Source organism: Pseudenhygromyxa sp. WMMC2535 (assembly GCF_011083025.2).
The window spans coordinates 1879873-1902483 of sequence record NZ_JABJWV010000001.1 but is presented as its reverse complement, the minus strand read 5'-3'; the positions used below and the strand labels follow the sequence as shown (position 1 = coordinate 1902483).

The following is a 22611-nucleotide window of genomic DNA, read 5'->3' as shown; positions in this document are numbered from 1 at the left end:
GGTCAGCGTGTCCAAGGCAGACCCATGACCGCGCGCCTTCCCGAACCCCGCCCACGACCCCGCGCAGCGCTCGCGCTGACGGTGGCGTTGATCGGCCCGCTGCTCGGGCTGACGGGCTGCTCGACGGTCGTCCAAGGCAGCGAGCCATGGACCCCGCCGAGCTACTGGGAGGACGAGCGCTTCGCGACCATCGATGGTCTGGAGATCTGCTACCTCGAAGCCGGCCCACCCCGGGACCAGCCCGGCGTCGAGACCATCGTCTTCGTCCACGGCTGGAGCGGCAACGTGCAGAACTGGTGGGACCAGTTCGAGCACTTCTCGCGCGACTACCACGTGATCGTCTTCGACGCGCCGGGCCACGGCAAGTCCGAGCGCGGGGAGCACGTCGACTACTCGATGGCGCTCTATGTCGAGGTCCTCGAGGGGATGTTCGAACACCTCGAGCTCGACCACGCGATCCTCGCGGGCAACTCCGCCGGCGGCTGGGTGGCCACCAAGTTCGCGCTCGCCCACCCCGAGCGGGTCGACGCGCTGATCCTCGCCGACGCGACGGGCACGCGCTACACGGGCTCCGTGGGCGCCGTCTTGCCCTTCATCAACGCGCGCTGGCTGCAGCTGTCGAACATGACCACCGGCGAGCACTACCCGGGCGCCGACCCCAAGAGCCAGGCGCGCCAGGAATTCGCCGCGAGCTTCGAGAACACCGTGGAGGAGGCGCCCTACCTCGAGGCCCTGGCCACCTTGCTGAGCCTGAGCTACGAGCGCATCGCGGTCGAGGAGCTCGCGCGCATCGACGAGCCCACGCTGGTGCTGTGGGGCGACGACGACCCGGTGATCCCCGTCAAGGCGATGACGGTGTTCGAGCGGACCATCGCGGACAGCCAGAGCTACGTGGTCCACCTCGGCGGGCACTCGCCGATGATGAATTCCCCCGACGAGTTCAATTGCGCCATGCGGACCTTTCTCGAGGGCGGCGATCTCGCGCAATGTAAGCAATATGCGCTGACCATCGAAAAGCGTCGCGACCGCCTCGCGGGTCGGGACTGGGGCCCACGCTACGAGTAGCGCCCGCGCGGGCACGCCCCTGGGTGTGGTTTCGAAGCCTCCAATGATCGCGTAGGCTAAACGGGCGCTCATGCCCGTCGAAGTTGTCGAGTCCGATGGCCATTGGATCTACGCGCAATTAGCGGGGCTCCACTACGTATACATGAGCGAGGCGACCGACGCGGCCAGCTACGATCGCCACATCGACTACCTCAGGCGGGTCATCGCCGAGCAACCCCTCGATCAGGTCGTGGGCGTGCTCTACCACGTGCCGCGGATGAGCGTGAGCCCGGGGCAGCGCCGAGCCATGAGCGATCTGCTCGCGGCCAGCTACGACAAGCTCGGGCCGGTGGTCTCGTCCTTCGTCATGGTCACGAGCTCTGCCTTCAACCGCGGGCTGCTCAGGACGATCTTTTGGTTCGCGCCGCCGCCCTACCCCTTCAACGTCGCGGCCAACCTGCGCGAGGGCCTGCGCTACCTCGCGGCGCGCGAGCCCGAGCTCGACCCGGACGCCCTCGAGCCGGTCTTGCTCGAGCTCGCCGGGCGGGTCAGCTGAGCGCCAGGGCGATCCAGCCCGCGAGCCCGCCCAGGGTCGAGAGCAGCGTGAGCGCGGCCAGGCCCATGACCATCCGGGGCGAGCGGTCCATGACGTGCTCGATGCGGGTGTTGGTCCGCTTCATCAAGGTGATCGGGCAGTTGACCTCGCACTCGCCGGCGCGGACGCGGTCGAGCTCGTAGAGCACCTCGGCGGCGCACTCGGGCCGCTCGCGCGGGTCTTGGTGGAGCCCGCGGCGGATGAAGTGGCGCAGCTCGGCGGGGACCGCCGGCTGGCGAGGGTGGTAGTAGGCCGGGTCCGTGGGCCAGGGCAGCGGCCGCTCTTGCACGGCGAGCACCTGCTGCATGGCGTTCTTGCCGTCCGCGTCGATATAGGGCGTCAAGGTCATCAGCTCCCAGAGCACGGCGTAGGCGCTGTAGATGTCGCTGCGCCCGTCGAGCTCGGCGACGCGGCCGGCGGCTTGCTCGGGAGACATGTACTGCGGCGTGCCGATCACCGCGCCGTCGATGGTCTCGCTGGTGGCGCGTCCGCAGTCGTTGGACTGGTCCGCGCGTTCGGGCGCAGACGGGTGACCGGGCTTGGGCTCGGCGGCGGCTGGCAGCTGCGCGTCTCGGATGCGGTGGGCGATGCCCCAGTCCATCAGCAAGACCTCGCCGAAGCGGCCGATCATGATGTTCTCGGGCTTGATGTCGCGGTGCACGAGGCCGCGGTCGTGGGCGTACTGCAAGGCCCGGAGCACGCCGGCGAAGATGTCGAGGCGTCGCTCGAAGGAGAAGCTCGCGTGGGCCTCGGGGTCGCCGGCGGCGAGGCGGGCGATGACCTCGGCCAGGGTCTCGCCCTCGATGTACTTCATGACGAAGAACAGCCCGCCCTCGTCGTCGACGCCGACGTCGTGGATCGGCACGATGTTGGGGTGCTCGAGCTTGCCCACGGTGCGGACCTCGTCGACGAAGCGCGCCACCGCGTGGGGGTCGTGCTCGTCGAGCAGGCGCTTGACGGCGACCTTGCGCCCGATGTCGTGGTCGAGGGCGAGCTTGACTTCGCCCATGCCGCCGCGACCGAGGAGCGAGGCGGCCTCGTAGCGGGTCTGCTCGCGGGGCACGAGCACGAGCTCGTCGCCCTCGCTGCGGACCTCGGGGAGCACGGTGAGGGTGCGCCGGCCCGAGGTGATGGAGGTCAGGGTGTGGCGGCTCTGCTCGCCGTCGCCGCGCGGGCTCGAGGTCGCGGGGTTTCCCCCGGGGAGCGTGCCCAGCTGGGTCTCGACGCTGCTCCCCGGCAAGGTCTCGCTGGACGAGGGAGGCGAGGCTTTGGGGGAGGGCGCAGGGCTCGGGCTCAGCTGTGTGTCCGACCCCTCGATGAGGCCGATCGAGCGCGGCGAGTAGGCGGCGGTCTCACGCGGTTGTTGGATCATGTCTGCGTCTCCCTATCCCTGCGCGGGGGACCACAGTTTACGCCGAGAACCACGCGCGGTTACGCGACATGGCCGCCTATTCGGGGGATCTGCGCCGTCAGCGTCCCCAGTAGTATCCAAACCACAGGCCGAGCAAGATCGTGTTGCTCATCGGCCGTCCCTTGGCCGCGGGCGTGAACCCGCGCCAGGCGAGCTCCGGACCGAGGGCCCAGCCGCCGGCTCGCTCGGGGCGCTTGCGCTCGGCGCCAGGAAAAAATTCGTAGCGCAGCGCACCCATGAACTTGGGGCCGCCCACGCCGCCGCGCTCGTCGCTGCGCTCGTCGAGGATCAGCCCGGCGCCAAAGCCGAAGCCGGTGTGGATCGAGAAGGGGTGGCGGGGCAGCGGATAGAAGCCGGCCTCGAACATCAGGCCGCCCTGCATCACGAAGGTGTCGCGGTTGAAGTAGAAGCCGCCGCCCGCGTCGAGGCCCAAGGTCAGCCAGGGGAACACGGCCTGACCCAGGCGCATGGCGCCGCCGCCACCGGGGATCGCGGCGGACTGATCGACCTCGAGGTTGGGCGAGTAGGCCCACGTCAGCGCCGGCCAGATCCCCATGCCCAGGTAGGTCCCGGAGATCCGCGGCGGCCGGACCCCGGGGGCTTCGAGCCGGGGAGGCTCGGCTGGCGCCGCCTCGGCCGGCGCCGCCTCGGCCGGGTCGGCGTCGACCGACGTTGGATGGTTGGTCGGCGCGTCAGCTGAGCTCGGTCCGCTGGGCGAAGCCGGCTCGCTGGCGTCGGAGGCCACGAGCGCGGGGGCAGGCGGCTCGCTGGCGGGGCTCAGTCGAGCGAGCGCAGCCAGCGTGATCGTGCACAGGGGCGGCACGCAGCCGAGCATGGTCCAGGCCGTCCCCGGCGCGCAAGGGCGGCCGGAGGCGCGCCAGCGCGGGTCCAGATCACCTGTGTCAGCTCAGCCCTTGGGCGGATGCTGGCAGGTGATCTTGTCCTTGGGCACGGTCCAGTGCGGCGGGAGCTCGGGCAGCGGCGGCGGGTTGGGTCCGCAGCCCGGGTCCTCGCCGTCGGCCTGCTGGTCGTAGTCGTTGTCGAAGCCGTCGGCGCAGGCGGTGCCCGAGTCGAGGGACTCGGGGTCGGGGTTCTCGTGGGCCCAGCGCTCGGGGATCGCCGCCCAGATGTGCGCGAAGAACTCGTCGTACTGCTGGACGAGCGCCGCGCTGCGGATGATCAGCGTGTTCTCGTCGTTGTCCCACTCGCCGGCGGAGGTCCAGTTCATCGACCCGGCGATCAGCACGTCGTCGTCGATGATCGCCGACTTCATGTGCATCTTGCCGCCCCAGGCCTCGACCTTGACGGGGATCCCCGCCGCGCGCAGCAGCTCGTGCTTGGTGTAGCCGTTCTTGGCCGCCGTCGCGTCGAGGATCACCCGGACCGCGACCCCGCGGCGGTGGGCGTCGATCAGGTCCTTGGTGATCGCCTTGCTGGTCAAGAAGAACACCGAGATGTCGATGCGCCGCTTGGCCGCCTTGAGGGCCGGGCGCACGCCCTCGGAGATCGCCTTGTCCTGGGGCGAGAACAGCACCTGGACCTCGGCGTCGCCCACCGTGGTCACCAGATCCTGGCCGTAGAGCGCCTTGCTGGCGGTCTTGAGCTGGTGGTGCTTGCCCGCGTACATCTCCTCGAACTCCTGGGTGTACCAGCGGGCGACCGTGGGCGAGTCGAGGACCAGGGCCAAGTTGGCGTTGTAGCCGCCCGTGCCCGAGTCGGACACGTTCGTCGAGCCGGTCCACAGCTGGTGGCCGTCCACGACGAAGAACTTGTCGTGCATGATCTTGTTGAAGGCCTTGCCCGTGTTGCCGTCCTCGCTCGACCCAAAGGGCTCGCGGCTGGCGTGGGTGGCCAGCAGGCAGGTGTCGCCGAGGTCGTAGGCCAGGCACTGCACGTAGCCGGCGAAGCCCTCGGGGCGCTCGCAGGGCGGGTCGGCGGCGAACTTCTTGTCGCGCTCGTCGCGGAGGAACTCGCGCTCGAGCTGCTGATCCGCGCGGCGGTCGTCGTGGACGTGCCCGCCCAGCGCCGCGATCATCGCGTCCGTGCCCGAGTAGTAGTTGTCCCCGTCGACGTCGCGGTCGACCACCCCGCGCACCTGCACGCCCCGGGCCTTGGCGCGGACCAGGGCGTCGAGCAGGACCTCCTGGTTGCGCATCCCGTAGACCGCGAAGTCGATCGACTCCTCGGCGCCCTCGATCAGCTCGAGCAGCGATGTGCAAAGCTCGACATCGCACTGCGAGGTCGGCAGCGCGCGATCGCTGGGGTCGTTGAGGATCAGCCGGATCGACCCCTCGGGGTCGCCCTCGGCCGGCCCCGCCGACATGTGCGAGAGCGCCATGGTCGTGGCCTCGGGGCTGTTGGTGCTCTCGCCGTCGCAGCTTGCGAGGAAGAGCAGCGTGCATGCCAACACCGAGGTGGGCCGGACCATGGAGGCCATCCTAGCGGGTGGTGTGCGACGTGGAGGTGACGAAAACAGTGTTTTGGTTGGCGAATTTGTCGCCGGAGCCACGTTCATGCGGCAAATTCAGAGATCTCTTCGTGGCGCTGATGGCGTATGGACAGGTGGCGCGCCAAACCCGTGATCTGGCACTTCGGTCCAGCTGGTGCCTCGGAGACAGTCGTCGGGGCCGGGAGGTGGAGCAGAAGCGCTGGGGCGAGTGCATCGTGTCGATGAGCTGCTCGAGAATTTGATCTCGGCCTACGCCAAATCCCAGAACATCCCCACTGTACACACGTCGTTGAGCCGATTTGGTGGTGGGAAGGAGTCACGTGCTCGGTAGGGACACGGACAAATGGTGCGACTTTGATGCTCTTTGTTCGGGTCCGGTCAGAATTGGGACAATGTGGTGCTGGGCGCCGTGGCTAGCCGAGCACCACGGTTTTGCTAGATTCTGCCGGTGACATCAGCTGACGCTCCATGTGTCTATTTGATCCACCGCTCGCCGGACAAGGACAAGGTCCGCGAGCTGGCCAGAGCGCTGCGTCAGGACTGGGCTGTCGATGTCTGGCTCGACGAGTGGGAGATCCTCGCAGGGGAGAACGTCGTCGCCAAGATGGAGGAGGGGCTGGCGAGCGCCGATGGGATACTGGTGTTCGTCAGCAGACTCGGTCTGGGCGACGCCCATGCCTACGAGGAGTACACAAAGGGGATCGCTGACGTCATCGCGGGGAAGAAGGGCTTTTTGATTCCGGTGCTCGATGGCGTCGGGGTGGACAGCTTGCCGGGCTTTCTCGGGCAGTACCGCGCGCTGATCCACGACGATGTCGGGACGATCGCGCAGGATATCCACGCTCACATGGGGGTCGACTTCGGCGACAAGCCGAAGCTCGGAGATCGATGTCTGGCCGCGGCGAAGAAGCGCAAGGCCGGGACAGGGGTCCCCGAGTACGTGTTCGTGGCGCATGCGCGTGGGGACACGCTGCGCGTGGCCAGGCTGTGTCGCGGATTGCTTCGTCGCGGCGTGCGGCCATGGTTCGACCTGTGGGATCTGCTTCCCGGCGGTGATCGAAAGCTGCAGTTGCAGGACGCGCTGCGGCGGGCGCCCGCCGTGTTGCTCGTCGATGGGCCGGCGGGCGCGGCGGCGAGCAACAGCGAGTATGGGCGAGTGCTCGAGGAGCGCGCCAGGGACAGCGGTGTGGTGGTCGCCGGCGTCGCCCTGCCTGGGGTGTCGGCGCCGGCCGGGTATGGGGCGCTCGAGGACGAGTCCTGGGAGCAGGCCCTCGACAGACTTGGAGAGCGGCTGGGGAGAGATCACGAGCGCCGGTCATGGCTGGGCCTGGAGCGCCAGGTGTTTGGTGATGACATGAGCCCCTACCTTGGACTGCGTGCGTTCGAGGAGCGAGACGCCCGATGGATGTTTGGACGGGACGAGGAGGTCGACGAGCTTCTCAGGCGGATCGAGGCGGGATCGGAGGCCCGCTTCTTGATGGTGAGCGGGGCGTCGGGCTCGGGGAAGTCGTCGCTGGTGCTGGGGGGTCTGTGCCCGGCGCTGCGCAGCGGCGTGCTCGAAGGCGCTCGAGTTTGGCGGATTGCGACGCTGCGACCTGGGCGTCGGCCCTGCGAGGCGCTGGCGATGGCGGTCCAGCGCCTTCGAAAGGAGTGCGGCGTGGGATCCGATCAGAGCCGCGATGGGGAGGCGCTCGCAGGCCTGAGAGACAGGCTCATGCGCGACTGCGAGACCCTGCGGCTGGAGCTGAGCCAGCTCCTCGAGCTGCGAGCCGGCGAGGCCGAGCAGCCGGCGATGCTCTTGCTGGTCGTGGATCAGTTCGAGGAGCTGTTTGCTCAGGCCGGGCTCGGTAGAGAGGAGGAGGGGGGCGGGTCATCCGACGCGGAGGCCTTCGTCGGCAACCTGATCGCGGCGAGCGAGGAGCCTGGCTTGCCGTGCTGGGTGGTCTCGACCTTGCGCGCAGACTTTTTGCCCAGCTGTGTGAATGTCTCCGCGCTGGCTGGGTTGCTCAATGGCGGGAGCATCTACTCTGCGTTGCCAGCGATGAGTGAGGCACAGATTCGTGATGTGGTAGAATTGCCAGCGCTGCGAGCCGGGTTCGAGGTTCAGGTGCGGCTGGTCGACAAGCTGGTCGATGGGGTGGTTGGACGCAGCGAGCGTTTGCCGCTCTTGGAGCACGTGCTGAGGGAGCTGTGGCGGCGGCGAGACGAGGCGTCCAGGGAGCTGTGCCATGCGTCCTATGCAGACGCGGGCGGGCTCGAGGGGGCGGTTGCGAAGACCGCTGAGGATGCGCTCGCCAAGCTGTGTCGGCCTGAGCATCTCGGCGAGCGAGGGCTGGCGCTGACGCAGCGGTTGATGACACGGCTCGTGAACATTGGGAAGGAGACGCTGAGGGACACTCGGAGGCGGGTGAGCTTGGACGAATTGGGCAGTGACGACGAGACGCGGCAGGTGCTCGGTGTCTTTGTTGGGGAGAATGCGCGGGTGCTGGTCGGCGACGAGGTCGATGGGGTGGAGGTGGTCGAGCTCGCCCATGATGCGCTGTTGCGGGAGTGGGGGACGCTCGTCGAGTGGGTGAACTCCGATCGAAAGGCGCTTCGGTTGCGGGCTGAGATCGCTCGAGACGCCGCGAAGTACCTGGGGAAGGACGTTGGCTGTGAGGGGGAGGACGAGCGCGCCGGGGGTAGAGAGGAGGCGCAGTATCTGTGGAGCAGGGGGCGAGTCGAGGAAGCTCGGCGGGTGCTCGAGGGGAGCTCGGTGGCGCTCAGCGAGCGGGAGGAGAGATTCGTTGCAGCGTCAGAGGAGGTCGCGCAGAGGCGCCGGCGGCGAGGGCTTGGCGCGAGCGTGGGTGTGTTTGTGGCGTTGTTGATCGTTCTCCTGTTCATCGTCGAGCTCAACGCCGAGAACGAGGCGCGGGCCGAGGAGAATGGTCGCTTGGCGAGAAAAAACGCCAAGCGAGCGGATCAAAACGCGGAATTGGCAGAGCGGGAGCGTCAGGCCGTCGCGGGCCAAAAAGGGCTGCGCGCGGCGCTATCAGTCGCGCACAGCGGCTACACGGTCGACGCTGCGCTGCTTGCAATTGAGGCTGCGGGGGTCTACGGCCCCGACTTTTCTGATCCCTCCCCTGCTGTCTACGACGGCATGTTTCGTGTGGAGGCTGCCGACCCGGCTGTCGAGTACGCGACCTTTGGGGGGCACACCGAGACCGTGAAAGTGGTGGCCTTGTCTCCCGAGGGTGAGCGCCTCGCCACCGGCGGGGGCAGGGCCGTGAGGCTTTGGGCGGTTGATACGAGGAAGGCGCTGGCGACCTTCGAAGGGCACACCAAGGCCGTGAACGCGCTGGCGTTCTCGCCTGATGGCAAGTGCCTCGCTAGCGCGGGCGAAGACGGGACGTCGAGGCTGTGGGAGGTGGAGACAAAGCAGGCGCTGGCGATCCTCGAGGGACATCGCGGGAGCGTGAACGCGCTGGCCTTCTCTCCCGACGGGAGACGGCTCGCCACGGCGGGCGAGGACCACACGCTGAGGTTGTGGGAGGTCGCGACCGGGAAGGCGCTGGTGAGCTTCGAGGGCCACACCGGGAGCGTGGAGGTGTTGGCCTTCTCGCCCGACGGTAGGCACATTGCGACCGGGAGCGAGGACAATGGGGCGAGGCTGTGGGGGGTCGAGACAGGAAAGGCGCTGATGAGCTTCGAGGGGCACACCGGGAGCGTGGTGGCGTTGGCGTTCTCGCCCGACGGTCGGCATCTCGCAACAGGGAGCTGGGACCATGGGGCGAGGCTGTGGGAGCTCGGGACAGGGAAGGCGCTGACGATCTTCGAGGGGCACACCGGGAGCGTGGTGGCGTTGGCGTTCTCGCCCGACGGTCGGTGCCTCGCAACGGGGAGCTGGGACTATACGGCGAGGCTATGGGAGGTCGAGACGGGGGAGGCGCTGATGCGCCTCGAGGGGCACACCGGCCTCGTGAGTGCGTTGGCGTTCTCGCCCGAGGGTCGGCGCCTCGTCACCGGGAGCTGGGACGGTATGGCGAGGTTGTGGGAAGTCGAGACAGGGGAGGGGTTGGCGATCCTCGAGGGGCACACTGGGAACGTGGATGCGCTGGCGCTCTCGCCCGACGGCAGGCGGCTGGTCACGGGGAGCTGGGACGGTACGGCGAGGCTGTGGGAGCTCGGGACAGGCAAGGGGCTGACGATCCTCGAGGGGCACACCGGGAGCGTGGTGGCGCTGGCGTTCTCGCCCGATGGTGAGCGCCTCGCCACGGGGAGCTGGGACCGGACGGCGAGGTTGTGGGATGTCGAGACCGGGAAGGGGCTGGCGACCCTCGAGGGGCACACCGTGAGTGTGGATGCGTTGGCGTTCTCGCCCGAGGGGAGGCGGCTGGCCACGGGGAGCTGGGACCAGACGGTGAGGCTGTGGGCGGCCGAGACGGGGGAGGCGCTGGCGATCCTCGAGGGGCACACTGGGTTCGTGGGTGCGCTGGCGTTCTCGCCCGAGGGGAGGCGGCTGGCCACGGGGAGCTGGGATCAGACGGTGAGGCTGTGGGATGTCGAGACGGGGAAGACGCTGGTGATCCTCGAAGGACACAGCAACACCGTGGATGCGCTGGCGTTTTCGCCTGATGGTAGGCGACTGGCCACGGGGAGCTGGGACGGTACGGCGAGGCTGTGGGAGCCGCGGACGGGGAAGGGGCTGGCGACCCTCGAGGGGCATGGAAATGCCGTGAATGCACTGGTGTTTTCACCCGAGGGTGGGCGCCTCGCGACCGCAAGCAGGGATCAGACTGCGAGGATCTGGGGGGTCGAGGCAGGAAAGGCAGAGGCGACCCTCGAGGGACACATCAATACTGTGAATGTGTTGGCGTTCTCGCCCGATGGGCGCTATCTCGCGACTGGGAGTGATGACGGCACGGCGAGGTTGTGGGAGGTCGAGACAGGTGAGGTGCTGGATACCCTCGAGGGCCACATGGGAGGCGTGAGAGGGTTGGCGTTCTCGCCCGAGGGTCGGCGCCTCGCCACGGGGAGCGAGGACCATACGGCGAGGTTGTGGGATGTCGAGACCGGGGAGGCGCTGGCGACCCTCGAAGGCCACAGCGGGAGCGTGAACGCGTTGGCGTTCTCGCCCAGCGGCGAGCGCCTCGCCACCGCCAGCGCTGACGGAACCATCAACATCTGGCCAATGCCCGAACTCGGCATCCGCCTATTGTGCAAACAAGTCGAGCACGCCACCCGCTACGCGGAGGTCGCCGAAATCTGCGACCCTCTCCTCTCCCAAAAATGAGCGGCGCGACCCGCTAATCAACACTCTCCCGCACCCCCGCCGCCACGGCCTCGGGCGCCTCCCAGGGCAACATGTGCCCCGCCCCCGCCACGACCACCTCCCGCCCCCGCGGCAGCGCCTCGACGAGGCTGCGCTGGTGCTTGGGCGGCGTCAGCGGATCCCGCTCGCCGTAGATCACCGTCACCGGAACCTCGACCTTGGCGAGGCGCTCGCGGACGTCGAAGTTGTCGCAGCTTTGCCAGTCACACAGCCCGGTGGGGTTCGGGACCTGGCGGACGCGCTCGGCGTAGGCCTGGCGCAGCTCGGGGCTGGCGTCGGGGCCAAAGGCGAACTCGAAGTCGAGCGGGGCCTCGGGGCCGGCGATGGACACGGCCTCGAGGAGCGCCGGGGCGACGCGCAGGCGGGCGCTCGAGCTGACCATGGCGACGCCAGCGATGGCCTCGGGGGCGTCGAGGGCCAGGCGCAGGGCGAGGCCGCCGCCGAGGGAGTGGCCCACGAGCCAGGGGCGAATCTCGAGGGCGCGCAGCCAGGCCAGCAGCCAGGCGGCGAGGTCTTCGACGTGGTGGTGATCGATGGCATCGCTGCCCTCGCGGCCGGGGAGGGCGATGGCGTGGACGTCGGCCCAGGACCAGGCGTCGGCGACCAGCTCCCAGCTCGACGCGGTCCCGCTCGCGCCGTGGATCAGGACCACGCTCGGGCCGCTGCCGGCTCGGTGCAAGCTGGCGACGGCGCGGTCTTCGACTCGGTGCAGGGCGGGCTTCACTTGGGGGCTCCAAAGAACTGCGGGTAGGCCGAGATCAGCACCTCGGCGGTCTCGCCGAGGTGGGCGGCGAGGGCTTCGCAGGCCTGGTCGGGGTTGCGGCTCACGGTGGCCTCGGCGATCGCCTGGTGCTCGGCGGCGACGTCCCTGCGCCCGCGCAGGCCGGCGTCGCTTTGCGAGGCGAGGTTGCGGTAGCGCTCGGTCAGGGCGTAGAGGTGCTCGCGAAAGCGCAGCAGATAATTGGAGGGGCAAGCCTCGACCAGGACCTGGTGAAAGGCGTGGTGCGGCTCGACGAATTGGGCCCGGGCCGCGGGGCTGGGGTCGTCGTTGGTGACGCGCTCGAGTACGTGGCAGGCGGCCATCACCCGCCCCTCCCAGACCAGGTCGCCGTGCTCGATGGCGTCGCGCAGGGCGAGCAGCTCGATGCGCTGGCGGGTCTGGGTGAGGTCGAGCAGGTCGGCGCGAGAGATCGGCGCGACCCGAAAGCCGCGCTGGTCCTCGCTGGTCACCCAGCCCTCCGCGGCCAGGCGAGAGGCGGCCTCGCGCAGCGGACCGCGGCTCATCTCATAGCGCTCGGCGAGGGAGACGAGCTTGAGCTTGGCGCCGGGGGCGACGCGTCCCTCGACGATCTCTGCGCGCAGGCGGTCGGTCGCGACCGACGCCTCCGTACGACGGATGGGCTGGTCCATGGCTTGGCGGGATTCTAGTGGGCGGGGAAAAGCAGATCCAGATGAAATTTCCATTTGATGTTTTTGCAGACATTTGTAGACTGCCGCTGAATCATGCGACTCGCATCTCTTTGCCAAAACGGCCGTGATTTCCTCGCTGCGCACCACGACGGCCAGATCCGCGATCTCAGCGCCGTCGATGCGACGCTCGGCGCCGACCTCGGAGCTTTGATCGCTTCGGGCGAGGATTGGTACCAGCGCGCGCAGGCGGCAGTGGGTCGGGCACCGGCCGCGGAGCCGGGCGCGAGCTACCGGCCCGTGGTCCCGCGGCCGCCCAAGTTCATGTGCCTGGGCCTCAACGACGTCGTCCACGCCCGCGAGGCCAAGCTGCCGATCCCCGAGTTCCCGGTGGTCTTCTCGCGGGTGGCCTCGTCGCTGATCGGCCACGGTCAGGCGATGCTGCGCCCGGCCGAGTCCGAGGCCCTGGACTTCGAGGTCGAGCTGGCGGTGATCATCGGCCGAGGCGGGCGACGGATCCCCGAGGCCGAGGCGCTCGATCACGTCGCTGGCTACAGCGTGTTCAACGACGGCTCGATCCGCGACTGGCAGCTGCGCGACTCTCAGTGGACCTTGGGCAAGAATTTTCATGGCACCGGAGCGCTCGGGCCGTGGATGGTCACCCCCGAAGAGCTGCCTCCGGGCGCCAGCGGCCTGCGCATGACCACCCGCGTGGGCGACGAGCTGTTTCAAGACGGCGACACGGGCAAGATGATCTTCGGCGTCGCCCGGACGATCGCGCTGCTCTCCGCCGCCCTCGCCTTCGAGCCGGGTGATGTGATCGCCATGGGCACGCCGGCGGGGATCGGCCACGCCCGCACGCCGCCGCGTTACCTTCGCCCTGGGGAGACCTGCACCGTGGCCATCGAAGCCATCGGCGAGCTGGCCAACCCCATCGCCGACGACCCGCCCCGCTGAGCGCGACGCCGGCCCGCACCCCTCGGACCTCAGCCTTCGGAGCAAGCATGAACGAGTCGCAAGACACCCTCGATCGCCGCGCGCAGATCAAAATCCGCGGCCTGCATCACCACGCCTATCGCACCGCCGACATGGCGGCCACCCGGCACTTTTGGGAGGACCTGCTCGGCTGCCCGCTGATCGGGACCTTCGTCGAGACCACCGACCCGGTCACCGAGAAGCCCTCGAACTACGTGCACACCTTCTTCGAGCTCGGCGACGGCTCGGCGATCGCCTTCTTCCAGTTCCAAGAGGGGCTCTACAAGCCCTCGGAGATCCTCGGCAAGCAAGACCCCTTCGACCACCACGTCGCCCTCGAGCTCGAGTCCAAGCAGGCGGTGCTCGCCCTGCGCGATCGTCTGCAGGCCGCCGGCTACGACCACATGGTGATCGACCACGGCTACTGCTACTCGGTCTACCTCCACGACCCCAACGGCATGCAGGTCGAGCTGACCACCAAGGTGCCCGAGACCGTGGAGATCATGGAGCGCCACGCCAAGACGGCCCGCGCGGACCTCGACAAGTGGCTCGCCGGGGTCACCGAGGCCAACAACGCCTACCGTCGCCTGCGCGGCGAGCAGCAGCCGGCCGAGTGAGGGAGTGAGGCGACGTGGGCGAGGTTCATCTGACCTTCGACAACGGCCCGCACCCCGAGGTCACGCCGCGGGTGCTCGACGTGCTCGACGCCCACGCCATCCACGCGACCTTCTTCGTGCTCGGCAAGCACCTGGCCACCGCCGAGGGCATGGCCATGGCCGAGGCCACGCGGGACCGCGGGCATCGCCTCGGCAACCACTCGTTTAGCCACGAGGTCCCGCTGGGCGAGGACCTCGGGCCCGCGGCCGTCGCCCGCGAGCTCGAGGGGACGCAGCGCCTGCTCGACGAGGTCTGGCGAGGCCCGCGGTGGTTTCGGCCCTTCGGCGGCGGCGGCAAGCTGGGCCCGCACCTGCTCTCGCCGGACAGCGTCGAGTGGCTGGTGGCGGGCAAGCACACCTGCGTGCTGTGGAATTCGGTGCCCGGGGACTGGCTGGACGCCGAGGGCTGGGTCGAGCGAGCGCTGGCCGACGCAGCGCGCCTCGAGCATGCGGTGATCGTGCTGCACGACATCTTGCCGGAGGCCATGACGCGCCTCGATGAATTCATCTGTCGGCTGCGCGAGGCTGGGCATCGCTTTGGCGATGACTTTCCTGCGGCGTGTCTGCCGATTGTCGAGGGGGCGCCTCGGGCTGGGCTCGAGGCCTTCGTGCGCGCGGCCGAGTGAGCGGTTGAATGAGCCGTCAGCGGCGGGCCAAGGTCGCGCGAACCTTCGCTCCGACTCGCTCGACAGGCTCGACAGGCTCGTTCCAATTGCCCGATGCGTCAGGGCTCAGGGCGCCGAGCTTTCTCGAGCCAGTCGCGCCGCTGGCTGCTCGAACAAGGGCGGGAAATACAGCCGAATCGAGGTCCCAACCCCGAGCTCGCTCTGAATCTCGAGGTGCCCTCCGCTTTGCTTGACGAAGCCATAGACCATGCTCAGCCCCAGCCCGCTGCCCACGCCCTCGGCCTTGGTGGTGAAGAAGGGCTCGCAGACCCGGGCGAGGAGCTCGGGGCTGATGCCGGAGCCGTCATCGTGGACCTCGACGACGACGAAGTCGCCGACGATGTCCTCACCGTCGACGCTGACGCGGGCGCCGGGGGGCATGGACTGGTTGGCGCAGCGCAGCTTCAGGTGGCCGCGGCGCTGGGTCATGGCGTCGCGGGCGTTGATGCACAAGTTGACGATCGCGCTGACGAACTGGGTGGCGTCGAGGCGGCAGTCGTGGGCGGCGGAGGCGGCGTGGACGTCGACCTCGACGCCGGCGCCGAGGGTGCGGCGCAGCAGCTCGGTGATCCGCTCGAGCTCGGCGCCGGGCTGGACGCGGCGCGGGCACAGCTCGCGCTGGCGGGCGAAGGCGAGCAGCTGCTGGGTCAGGCCCGCGGCCTGCTCGCAGGCGTCGAGGGCCAGAGCGAGCTCGGCCTCGAAGCTGGCGGCGTCCGCCCGGGCCATGCCCATGAGCTCGAGCTGGCCGGTGATGATCGTCAGGAAGTTGTTGAAGTCGTGGGCGAGGCCGCCGGTGAGCTGACCGATGGCCTCCATGCGCTTGGCCTGGTGGAGCTGGGCGTCGAGGCGCTCGCGCTCGCGCTCGAGGGCCCGGCGCGCGGTGATGTCGGCGACGCTGGCCCGGACGAGCAGGCGCTCGGGGTTGGGCAGGGGGACGAGGCGGACCTCGCAGGGGAAGGGCGCGCCGTCGGCCCGGCGGTGTTGCCACTCGAAGGTCTGCTCCTGGCCGGCGGCGACCAGGGCGAGCAGCTCGGTGATCCGCAGCTCGGAGGACTGGCCGTCGGGCTGCGTGGGCGGGCTGAGCTGCTCGACGCTGGCCCCGAGCAGCTGCCCCGGCGGCCAGCCGAAGATCTGCTCGGCCTGGACGTTGGCGTCGATCAGCCGCTGGGTGCCCACGTCGATGATCAAGATCGCCTCGGGGGCGTGCTCGACCAGGGCGCGGAAGCGGTCCTCGCTCTGGCGCAGGTGGGCCATGGACTCGAGGCTGGTGACGGCGTGGGCCAGGCGGGCGGCGATGCGCTCGAGCAGGCGCGCCTCGTGCTCGAAGCGCCTGGCCTTGGCGCAGTCGTGAAAGCCCATGAACCAGCTCGGGCCGAGCTCGGGCTGGATGGCCACGACCATCATGGAGCGCACGCCCTGCTGGTGCAGGACGCTGGTCGCGGGGATCGGCTCGACCCCCGGGCCGGGCTCGGAGCCGTAGCTGAGCACCACCTCGCGGGCGCGGGCGGTGGCGATCACCTTGTGTAGAAACTCGTCTTGCTCGTGGTCCTTGCCCTCGAGCACCAGCGGCCACGGCTCGCGGGTGTACTCGATGACGCCGGCGTCCCCGAGCGGGCGAAAGAGCTGCAAGAAGGCGCGATCGCAGGCGAAGATGTCGATGAAATTACGGATGGCCTCGCGCAGCAGATCGTCGACGCTGCGGCTGACGACGATGAGGTCGTCGATGATCTCGAGTGCGTCGAGGACGCGCTCGGCTTGCGACCGATCGTTCATGCTCGCTGAGGATAACAGCGCAGCTCACTTCCGGGCGGGACCCAAAACGAGCTCGATGGTGCGCGCGTCTGCGAGCCCGAGGCTGAGCTTGGTGCCCGCCGGTGCGCGGGTCAGCGCAAAGAAGCGACTGTAATTTTCACCACGTATATCGTGTCCGTCGATGGTCACGATCTCGTCTTTGGCGGCCAGCCCGGTGCCCGCCGCGGGGCCGCCGTGGCGGACGAGGGCGACGATGGTGCGCTCGTCGTTGGCCGGAGACCTGTCTTCTAGGGTGAAGCCGAGGTCGCCCGGCGCGTCGCCGGGGGAGAGGCGCCGGGCGATGAGGGTGATGTCGTCGAGGTCTTGCTCGGTGGGCTCGGGCGCGAGCTCGAGGGGGAGCCACTGGGTCTCGTAGCTGCTCTCGCCGCCAGTGAGGGGCATGACCATCATGTTCACCATGCCCGAGGGGACGCCCTCGAGCACGAAGCGGCCGTCCTCATCGCTGATGTTCTTGCGCTCGGGATCGGGGACGCTCGGGCCGCTGGTGTTGGCGAGCACCTGGATACTGGGGATGGGCTCGCCGCTTTCGAGGTCGACGACGCGGCCGCGGAGGGTGAGCAGGGGCTGGAGGGTGAGCTCGATGCCCTCGAGCTGCTGGCCGGCGTCGAGCTCGGCCTCGGCGGCGGCGTTGCCGAGCTCGGAGGTCACGCTGATCTCGTAGTGGCCGGCGGGGAGGTCGGCGATCTGCCAGCGCCCCTGGGTGCGGAAGAAGGACTCGCGCCGCCACACGCTCTGGGCCTCGCCGTGGATCGAGAGCTCGAAACGATCGGGCAGCGCGCCTTCGTTGGCGACGCGGACGACTCCGGCGAGGGAGGCACCCTCCTGGATGACGAGCTCGACATCGTCGCCGGGGCTGACGCCCTCGACGGAGGCCTCGCCGCCGCCCTTGCGCTGGGCGAAGACCAAGAAGGTGCCCTCGGGGAGCTGGTCGAGGACGAAGCGTCCGTCCTGATCCGTGAGCGCGGGCGTGTCGCGCCAGGCCGAGCGGACCATGAAGTTCTCACGCGAGCCGCTGGCGCCGGTGCGGTCGGACATGCGCTGGGCGCTGACGAAGGCGTCGACCACCGGGCCGCCGTCGGCGTCGACGACCCGCCCGCGAAGCTCGCGATCGTGGCGCGCGACCACGAGCTCGACCTCGGTGACGGCGTTGGCCTCGATGTTGACGAGCGCGCCTTGATCGTCGTCGTCGGTGGTCCCTGGCGCGCGCATGGTGCTGCCGCCCTTGCGGGCGACGACGCGAAGCTCCCCGGGGCGAAGCTCGTGGAGCTCGAACTTGCCGGCCTCGTCGCTGCGGGTGGAGGAGGCGCCCCTGCGCCGCCTGTCGCCACTTTGGACTTGGATGTCGACGCCCGCGACGGGCTGCCCGCTGGTGTCGATGACCCGCCCGCGCACGCCTCCGACCGCGGGGAGGACGAGGCGCAGGCCGTCGACGCTCTCGTTGTCGAGGGTCACGGAGACCGGCTGCTCGGGGCTCGGTCGGCCGCCGCCCCAGCCACGGCCACCGGCGTTGACCTCGTAGCGCCCGGGGAGCAGCCCGGCGATGACGAAGCTGCCGTCGGTGTCGGTCCGCGAGCCGCCGCGGGTGCTTCGCTCGCGCGCGCCCTCACCCTCGCTGACGGGCTGGGCCCACACGTCGACGTCTGCGACGACCTCGCCGGCGTCGTCGACGACCAGGCCGCGGAGCGCGAGACCTTCGCTGACCTCCCAGGTCGCGTCGGCGAGCGCGCCCTCGCTCAGGCTCAGCGCGGGGTAGTGCTCCGCGGACAGGTAGCCGTCGCAGCGGACGTCGACCTCGTACTCGCCGGGGATCAGCCCGCGAAAGCGGACGATGCCCCCGTCTTCGATGCGCGCGCGGTCGCGGTCGCTGTGCGGGAGGGTGAGGGAGACGTTGCCTCCTGGGCAGGGCTGGGGCTCGCCCTCGGTGTCGCTGGCGATCACCACGTGGCCGACGACGTAGCTGGCCGGGTGGGCGCGGATCACCAGCGGCTCGGAGGCCTCGGCGAGCCCGAGAAAGACGCGCTCTTCGGCCTCGCCATAAAAGGTGTCGCCGCGGGCGATCGGCTTGTAGCTGCCGGGGGGCAGGCCGGTGATGCGGAAGCGGCCCTCGGCGTCGGTTCGGACCACGCCCGAGGTCTCGCCGAGCTCGCTGGCGCCGCCGCCCGACTCGACGACGACGCCGGGCAGGCCCTCGCCAGTCTCGGCGTGGACGACCTTGCCCAGGAGCACGCTCTCGGGGGCCAGCGCGAGCACGACGCGCTCGGCGGGGGCGACGGCCCGGGTGCTGGCTTCGGCGTAGCCCTCGGCGCTGGCGGAGAGCTGCAGCTCGCCGGTGGCCGTCCACAGCTCGAAGTGCCCGTCCTCGCCCGACTCGACCACGGCCGCGCCGATCTCGTGGCTGCGGGCGGGGTTTTGATGGCTGAGGTTGGCGAAGACCTGCGCGCCCTCGATGCCGCCGCCGGCGATGTCCTCGACCACGCCGCTGACCTTCACGGCGCCGGCGTGGAGCTTCAGGTCGATGTCCTCGCGGGTCTGCCCGGGGCGCAGCTGCAGCTCGGTCTCCCAGCGCGGGCGGCCGAGGCCCGCACGCTCGCGCTCGCGCTCGAACCAGCGCCCGGGCACGAAGCCCGGGGCGCTGGCGACGACCTCCGTGGGCACGGGCCACAGGCCCTCGATGCGGTAGTGGCCGTTGTTCTCGCTGCGGACACAGCGGGGGCTGTCGTCGCCGAGACCTCGCAGGGCGCGTGAGTTGGCCATGGCGCAGACCTTCGCGCCGGAGACCGGGGTGTCGGCTTCATCGCGGACGGTCCCGCTGATCGCCGCCTTGTCGGCGCGGGTGAGATCGATGTCGAGGGCCGCGTGGCTCGCGGGGTCGAAGCCCGGGATGTTCGACACGCCCGCGCCCGCGTCCGCGAGCTCGTCCGTGTCGGCGGACTCGCTCGACGCACTCGGGCCGCCCGCGACTCTCCATGCCAAGAACGCGAGCATGACGAGCAGGGTGAAGATCGCGGGGGGCAGCCAGCGCGGCCGCGTGGATTGTGAGCTGGGGGCGTCGGACATCGGCGAGGACACCGAGTATATCGGTCTCCCGCCAAGCTCGCCGGCCGCCTCTTGGTGCTACTGCCCAAAGCCGCAGCCTCGCGACGACTCCTCGGGCGGATAAAAAGGCGGCGGCGCCATGGTGACCCGCGGCTCGACGTCCTCGCTGTCGTCGCAGGAAACTCGACGGAAGACCGTGGGCACGTCGACGTAGCGTCCGCCGTCGTTGTTGACCGACTGAAATTCCTGGATCTCGTGGTCGATGGTCCCGGAGAAGCGGTCGAGGTTGTAGCCAAAGGCGTTGGTCACGGCACAGATCGCGTCTTCCATCTTCCAGCTCAGGCCGTGGAACTCGACCTCGCCGTCGCGGTAGCTGCCGACGGCGTCCATGGACACGAGATACTGGAGCCGGTTCCGGCAGGGGCCGCGGACGGTCTCGGTCTTGGGCCCGTACCAGCTCTCGTTGAGGATCTCGCCCTCGAGCTCGGTCTCGCTGCCCTCGACCCGGCGGATCGTCAGGGTGAAGCGGCCCCATTCCTCGTACATCGGGTTGTAGGCGTGGGACTGCCACACGCCGGCGACCGGATCCTTGCAGGTGGCAGGCGGGGGCAGGCGCGCGCGCTGCTCGGCGACCGTGGCCGGTGCGCGGCCGGGGGTCAGGGTCAGGCCGATCACGAGGGCCGCGAAGGCCGCGCCTGCGAGGACTCGCCGACCCCTGGAACGCTGCATGATGCGCTGCTCGCGTGCTCCGCCCACCAAAGCAGGGTAGTGCGTGCTCTTGGTGACGAAAAGCCTGGCGCCATGACCTGCTGGAATTTCCCTGGTGGTCGTGTTAAGTCCGGCGGCTCGGAGGCAGGGCGGTCGAGAGGATGAGGTGATCGCGGTCGGACCCCTCGGGGTCGCAGATCGAGGAAAGTCCGGGCTCCAAAGGGCAGGGTGCTTGCGAAATGCAAGTCGGGGCGACCCGCAGGAAAGTGCCACAGAAAGCAAACCGCCGGCGTACGCGTCGGTAAGGGTGAAAGGGTGCGGTAAGAGCGCACCGGGCCCCCGGTGACGGGGGTCGCAGGGTAAACCCCACTCGGAGCAAGGCCGAACAGAGCCGCTCGCTGGACCCTCGGGGAAGGCGAGCTAGGGTAGCCCGCCCTCGTGCTCGGGTAGTGCCGCGAAGAAGAATGATCACCACCCGGGGGAGGCGACGAACTCGGGGACAGGACCCGGCTTACGACCCTCTCGCCCGCCTTTGCCTCCACCTTCGATCGTGCCCTCACCAGGTGCACGACCTCGGTGGGGGAGGGCTTCACCTTCGCCTCGCGGTCAGGTCACAGAGGCAGGTGGGTTTGCTAGCCTCGCGGGTCGATGTTTGCCAAATTGCAGAAGCCTCCGTCCAAGGTCAGGGGTTCCGCGACCAAGCGGTCTCCGCGACAATATGAAGCACTGCACGCCGAAGTCTCGAAGGGCGTGAGCCGAGACCTCGGCTCGGTGGAATTCGCCCATGGTCCGGAGGTCGATCGGGCAAATGACGCGCTCTCGTCGGATGCGTTCTCGCTCGGAGATTCTGTGTATCTGTCGTCGTCGGTCGTGCGCGGGGACGGGCAGATTCGGCCGGGGATGGAGCGGACCGTCGCGCATGAGATCGTACATACGACGTAGCCAGACAGCGCTTCGGTTATGAGGCGGTCCTGTCCGAGCAAGCGAGATCCTGGCGAGCGCAAGGGCTCCAAGGATGAATATCCCTACGTCTATACACAGCTGGCCGGCGTCGGCAGCATCCGCTACGAGTGGCCCATTGGGGCGGAGCTGGGCGAGGACACCGAGATGAAGGATCTCGGGAACCTGTTCAAGGTGTGGCGGGTTCAGGGCTTCGCGGTCGCCAAGACGGAGCTCAACGCCGGCGCCAAGGGGAGCGAGCTGCTGTCCAGGATCAAGGACCGGCAGGAGGTCCTGCTGATCGACGAGCAGGACAAGGGGATTGCACGCAGCGAGCGCGGGAAGAGCATCGTGACCGGCGTCAAGCGGCAGGTCGTCATGTTCGGTCGCAACGACTGCATGGGCGACGAGCTCTTCAACCATGGCCTCGCCTCGGGGCGGAGGCAGCACGTCGAGGGGCTCGCTCGCAGCCAGGGGATCTCGGTCATCTCCCCGGATGAAGTCGATCAGCTGATGGGCGCGGAGCAGGGCTACGCGCGCCACCAGGCGAATATCATCGCGTCTGCGATCGACGCGCTGCCGCGCTATCCTTCACTCTCCGGGTCGAACGACTCCGCCAAGGAGCGCGCGCAGAACCGGAGCGTGCTCATCGTCGAGGTGCCGGCGCCGCTAGTGTGCGCGCCAGAGGACTTGAAGGGCCCAGGCTTGGAGCACCGGCCGCTGACTTCGTTGCTCGTCAGTCATTTGTGCCCGACAAACTCCCTCCTCGCGCCTCGTCAGCGACCGGCGGTCCGGCGCCTGAGACCCTTCAAGTCCTCTGGCGCGCACACTAGCGACGTCAGGCGACGCGGCCGATCTGATGATGCAGCACCGCGAACGCAAGTACGACCGAGTCCGCGAGCGCTTCCTCGACGGCTGGCTCGATCAACTGAAGGTCGCCAGCGACAACGGCATCCACGAGTGCATCCTCGCCAAGGCGAGGCCCTACCTCGTCGAGCGCATCGTGACCTTCATCGACAGCGAGGGTTCTGCGACGATCTCCAGGCCCTCCGACAACGAGGCCTACATCCCCGGCGAGGACAGCGGCAAGGGCTGCCAGGGCGGTCGCGTCAAGCACAAGGGCGGCAAGAGCCAGACTTTCTGCGAGTGGTACGACATGGTCAAGGCGCTCTACCGTGAGACCTGCGGGAAGGACGGGATCGATCACGAAGACTGCCCCCTGGAGACACCGCCGATCACGCCGCTCTACGTGAGCGAGGAGCTGTTCAAGTTCTTCGTGCGGGAGGACCTGACACAGAGCTCGTTTCGAGCCCACGCTGCTCGGGTCGCGAACGAGGTCTATAACGGGGTCTATGACTACTGGTCGACCCGCCTGGACTCGACCGAGGGCAACACGGAGGACTCGGCGCAGATCAAGGCGATGCTGAGGTGGTTCATCGGTCGCCAGTTCCACGTCAAGGGCGATCGCGTGGACACCTCCGAGCCGAACAACGCGAACATCTACTCGTGCTTCTCGGCGTCGGGGCTCTTTGCTCCGCGCTACAGCGACTTCGTGTCGAGCTTCAACGAATTCCTGGGGCCGAAGTACGGCTTCCCCTACTGA

17 protein-coding genes and 1 other RNA gene are annotated in these 22611 nt (G+C 69.0%); 9 read left to right on the top strand and 9 right to left on the bottom strand.

Annotated elements, in window-relative coordinates:
* Positions 1 to 24: 24 nt before the first annotated feature.
* Both G6O69_RS07155 and G6O69_RS07150 read left to right on the top strand, forming a co-directional pair.
* Positions 25 to 1065: an alpha/beta hydrolase gene (locus tag G6O69_RS07155; protein ID WP_172302777.1), complete on the top strand. Its 1041-nt coding sequence runs from the start codon at positions 25 to 27 to the stop codon at positions 1063 to 1065.
* Between the two features lie 70 nt (positions 1066 to 1135).
* A complete protein-coding gene (locus tag G6O69_RS07150) occupies positions 1136 to 1600 on the top strand; it encodes a hypothetical protein (RefSeq protein WP_172302776.1) in 465 nt (154 codons plus the stop codon).
* Here G6O69_RS07150 and G6O69_RS07145 read toward each other — a convergent pair.
* The 3 genes from G6O69_RS07145 to G6O69_RS07135 form a co-directional block, all read right to left on the bottom strand.
* Positions 1593 to 3011: a serine/threonine-protein kinase gene (locus G6O69_RS07145; protein ID WP_172302775.1), complete on the bottom strand. Its 1419-nt coding sequence runs from the start codon at positions 3009 to 3011 to the stop codon at positions 1593 to 1595. The two genes, G6O69_RS07150 and G6O69_RS07145, sit on opposite strands and share 8 nt — an antisense overlap.
* 97 nt (positions 3012 to 3108) lie before the next feature.
* Positions 3109 to 3885 carry a hypothetical protein gene (locus G6O69_RS07140; RefSeq protein ID WP_176396688.1) on the bottom strand — a complete coding sequence of 259 codons (777 nt, stop codon included), beginning with the start codon at positions 3883 to 3885 and terminating at the stop codon, positions 3109 to 3111.
* A 72-nt stretch (positions 3886 to 3957) separates the two neighbouring features.
* The gene (locus G6O69_RS07135) at positions 3958 to 5478 is read right to left on the bottom strand and encodes a phospholipase D-like domain-containing protein (RefSeq protein ID WP_172302773.1); all 1521 of its coding nucleotides are present in this window, start codon (positions 5476 to 5478) and stop codon (positions 3958 to 3960) included.
* 499 nt (positions 5479 to 5977) lie between these two features.
* Here G6O69_RS07135 and G6O69_RS07130 point away from each other — a divergent pair, with 499 nt between their 5' ends.
* Positions 5978 to 10771 carry a TIR domain-containing protein gene (locus G6O69_RS07130; protein ID WP_172302772.1) on the top strand — a complete coding sequence of 1598 codons (4794 nt, stop codon included), beginning with the start codon at positions 5978 to 5980 and terminating at the stop codon, positions 10769 to 10771.
* A 13-nt stretch (positions 10772 to 10784) separates the two neighbouring features.
* Here the strand turns inward: G6O69_RS07130 and G6O69_RS07125 are convergent, their stop codons facing one another.
* Positions 10785 to 11534 carry an alpha/beta hydrolase gene (locus tag G6O69_RS07125; RefSeq protein WP_172302771.1) on the bottom strand — a complete coding sequence of 250 codons (750 nt, stop codon included), beginning with the start codon at positions 11532 to 11534 and terminating at the stop codon, positions 10785 to 10787.
* Entirely contained in the window at positions 11531 to 12220 is a 690-nt protein-coding gene (locus G6O69_RS07120; RefSeq protein WP_172302770.1) for an FCD domain-containing protein, read from the bottom strand. The genes G6O69_RS07125 and G6O69_RS07120 overlap by 4 nt, the downstream gene beginning before the upstream one ends.
* Positions 12221 to 12313: 93 nt before the next feature.
* Between G6O69_RS07120 and G6O69_RS07115 the strand changes: the two genes are divergently transcribed.
* From G6O69_RS07115 to G6O69_RS07105, 3 genes are read left to right on the top strand one after another with little or no spacing between them, the layout of a single operon-like run.
* Entirely contained in the window at positions 12314 to 13174 is an 861-nt protein-coding gene (locus tag G6O69_RS07115; RefSeq protein ID WP_172302769.1) for a fumarylacetoacetate hydrolase family protein, read from the top strand.
* A gap of 47 nt (positions 13175 to 13221) precedes the next feature.
* Positions 13222 to 13809 (top strand): VOC family protein, encoded by a 588-nt coding sequence (locus tag G6O69_RS07110; protein ID WP_172302768.1) that lies wholly within the window; start codon positions 13222 to 13224, stop codon positions 13807 to 13809.
* 14 nt (positions 13810 to 13823) lie between these two features.
* Complete coding sequence (locus G6O69_RS07105; RefSeq protein WP_172302767.1) at positions 13824 to 14474, top strand: polysaccharide deacetylase family protein; 651 nt, start codon at positions 13824 to 13826, stop codon at positions 14472 to 14474.
* Positions 14475 to 14579: 105 nt separating this feature from the next.
* Here the strand turns inward: G6O69_RS07105 and G6O69_RS07100 are convergent, their stop codons facing one another.
* From G6O69_RS07100 to G6O69_RS07090, 3 genes are read right to left on the bottom strand one after another with little or no spacing between them, the layout of a single operon-like run.
* The gene (locus tag G6O69_RS07100) at positions 14580 to 16286 is read right to left on the bottom strand and encodes an ATP-binding protein (RefSeq protein WP_172302766.1); all 1707 of its coding nucleotides are present in this window, start codon (positions 16284 to 16286) and stop codon (positions 14580 to 14582) included.
* Positions 16287 to 16310: 24 nt separating this feature from the next.
* Positions 16311 to 19382 (bottom strand): carboxypeptidase regulatory-like domain-containing protein, encoded by a 3072-nt coding sequence (locus G6O69_RS07095; protein ID WP_172302765.1) that lies wholly within the window; start codon positions 19380 to 19382, stop codon positions 16311 to 16313.
* Between the two features lie 57 nt (positions 19383 to 19439).
* Positions 19440 to 20090, bottom strand: a complete 651-nt coding sequence (locus G6O69_RS07090) for a hypothetical protein (RefSeq protein WP_172302764.1) — start codon at positions 20088 to 20090, stop codon at positions 19440 to 19442.
* A gap of 132 nt (positions 20091 to 20222) precedes the next feature.
* On the opposite strand from G6O69_RS07090, the gene rnpB reads away from it, so the two are divergent.
* Both rnpB and G6O69_RS07080 read left to right on the top strand, forming a co-directional pair.
* Positions 20223 to 20599: RNase P RNA component class A (gene rnpB, locus G6O69_RS07085), an RNA gene on the top strand.
* A gap of 118 nt (positions 20600 to 20717) precedes the next feature.
* Positions 20718 to 21011 (top strand): DUF4157 domain-containing protein, encoded by a 294-nt coding sequence (locus G6O69_RS07080; protein ID WP_172302763.1) that lies wholly within the window; start codon positions 20718 to 20720, stop codon positions 21009 to 21011.
* A gap of 203 nt (positions 21012 to 21214) precedes the next feature.
* Here G6O69_RS07080 and G6O69_RS07075 read toward each other — a convergent pair whose 3' ends face one another.
* Positions 21215 to 21409 carry a hypothetical protein gene (locus G6O69_RS07075; RefSeq protein ID WP_176396687.1) on the bottom strand — a complete coding sequence of 65 codons (195 nt, stop codon included), beginning with the start codon at positions 21407 to 21409 and terminating at the stop codon, positions 21215 to 21217.
* Positions 21410 to 21870: 461 nt separating this feature from the next.
* On the opposite strand from G6O69_RS07075, the gene G6O69_RS07070 reads away from it, so the two are divergent.
* Complete coding sequence (locus tag G6O69_RS07070; RefSeq protein ID WP_176396686.1) at positions 21871 to 22611, top strand: hypothetical protein; 741 nt, start codon at positions 21871 to 21873, stop codon at positions 22609 to 22611.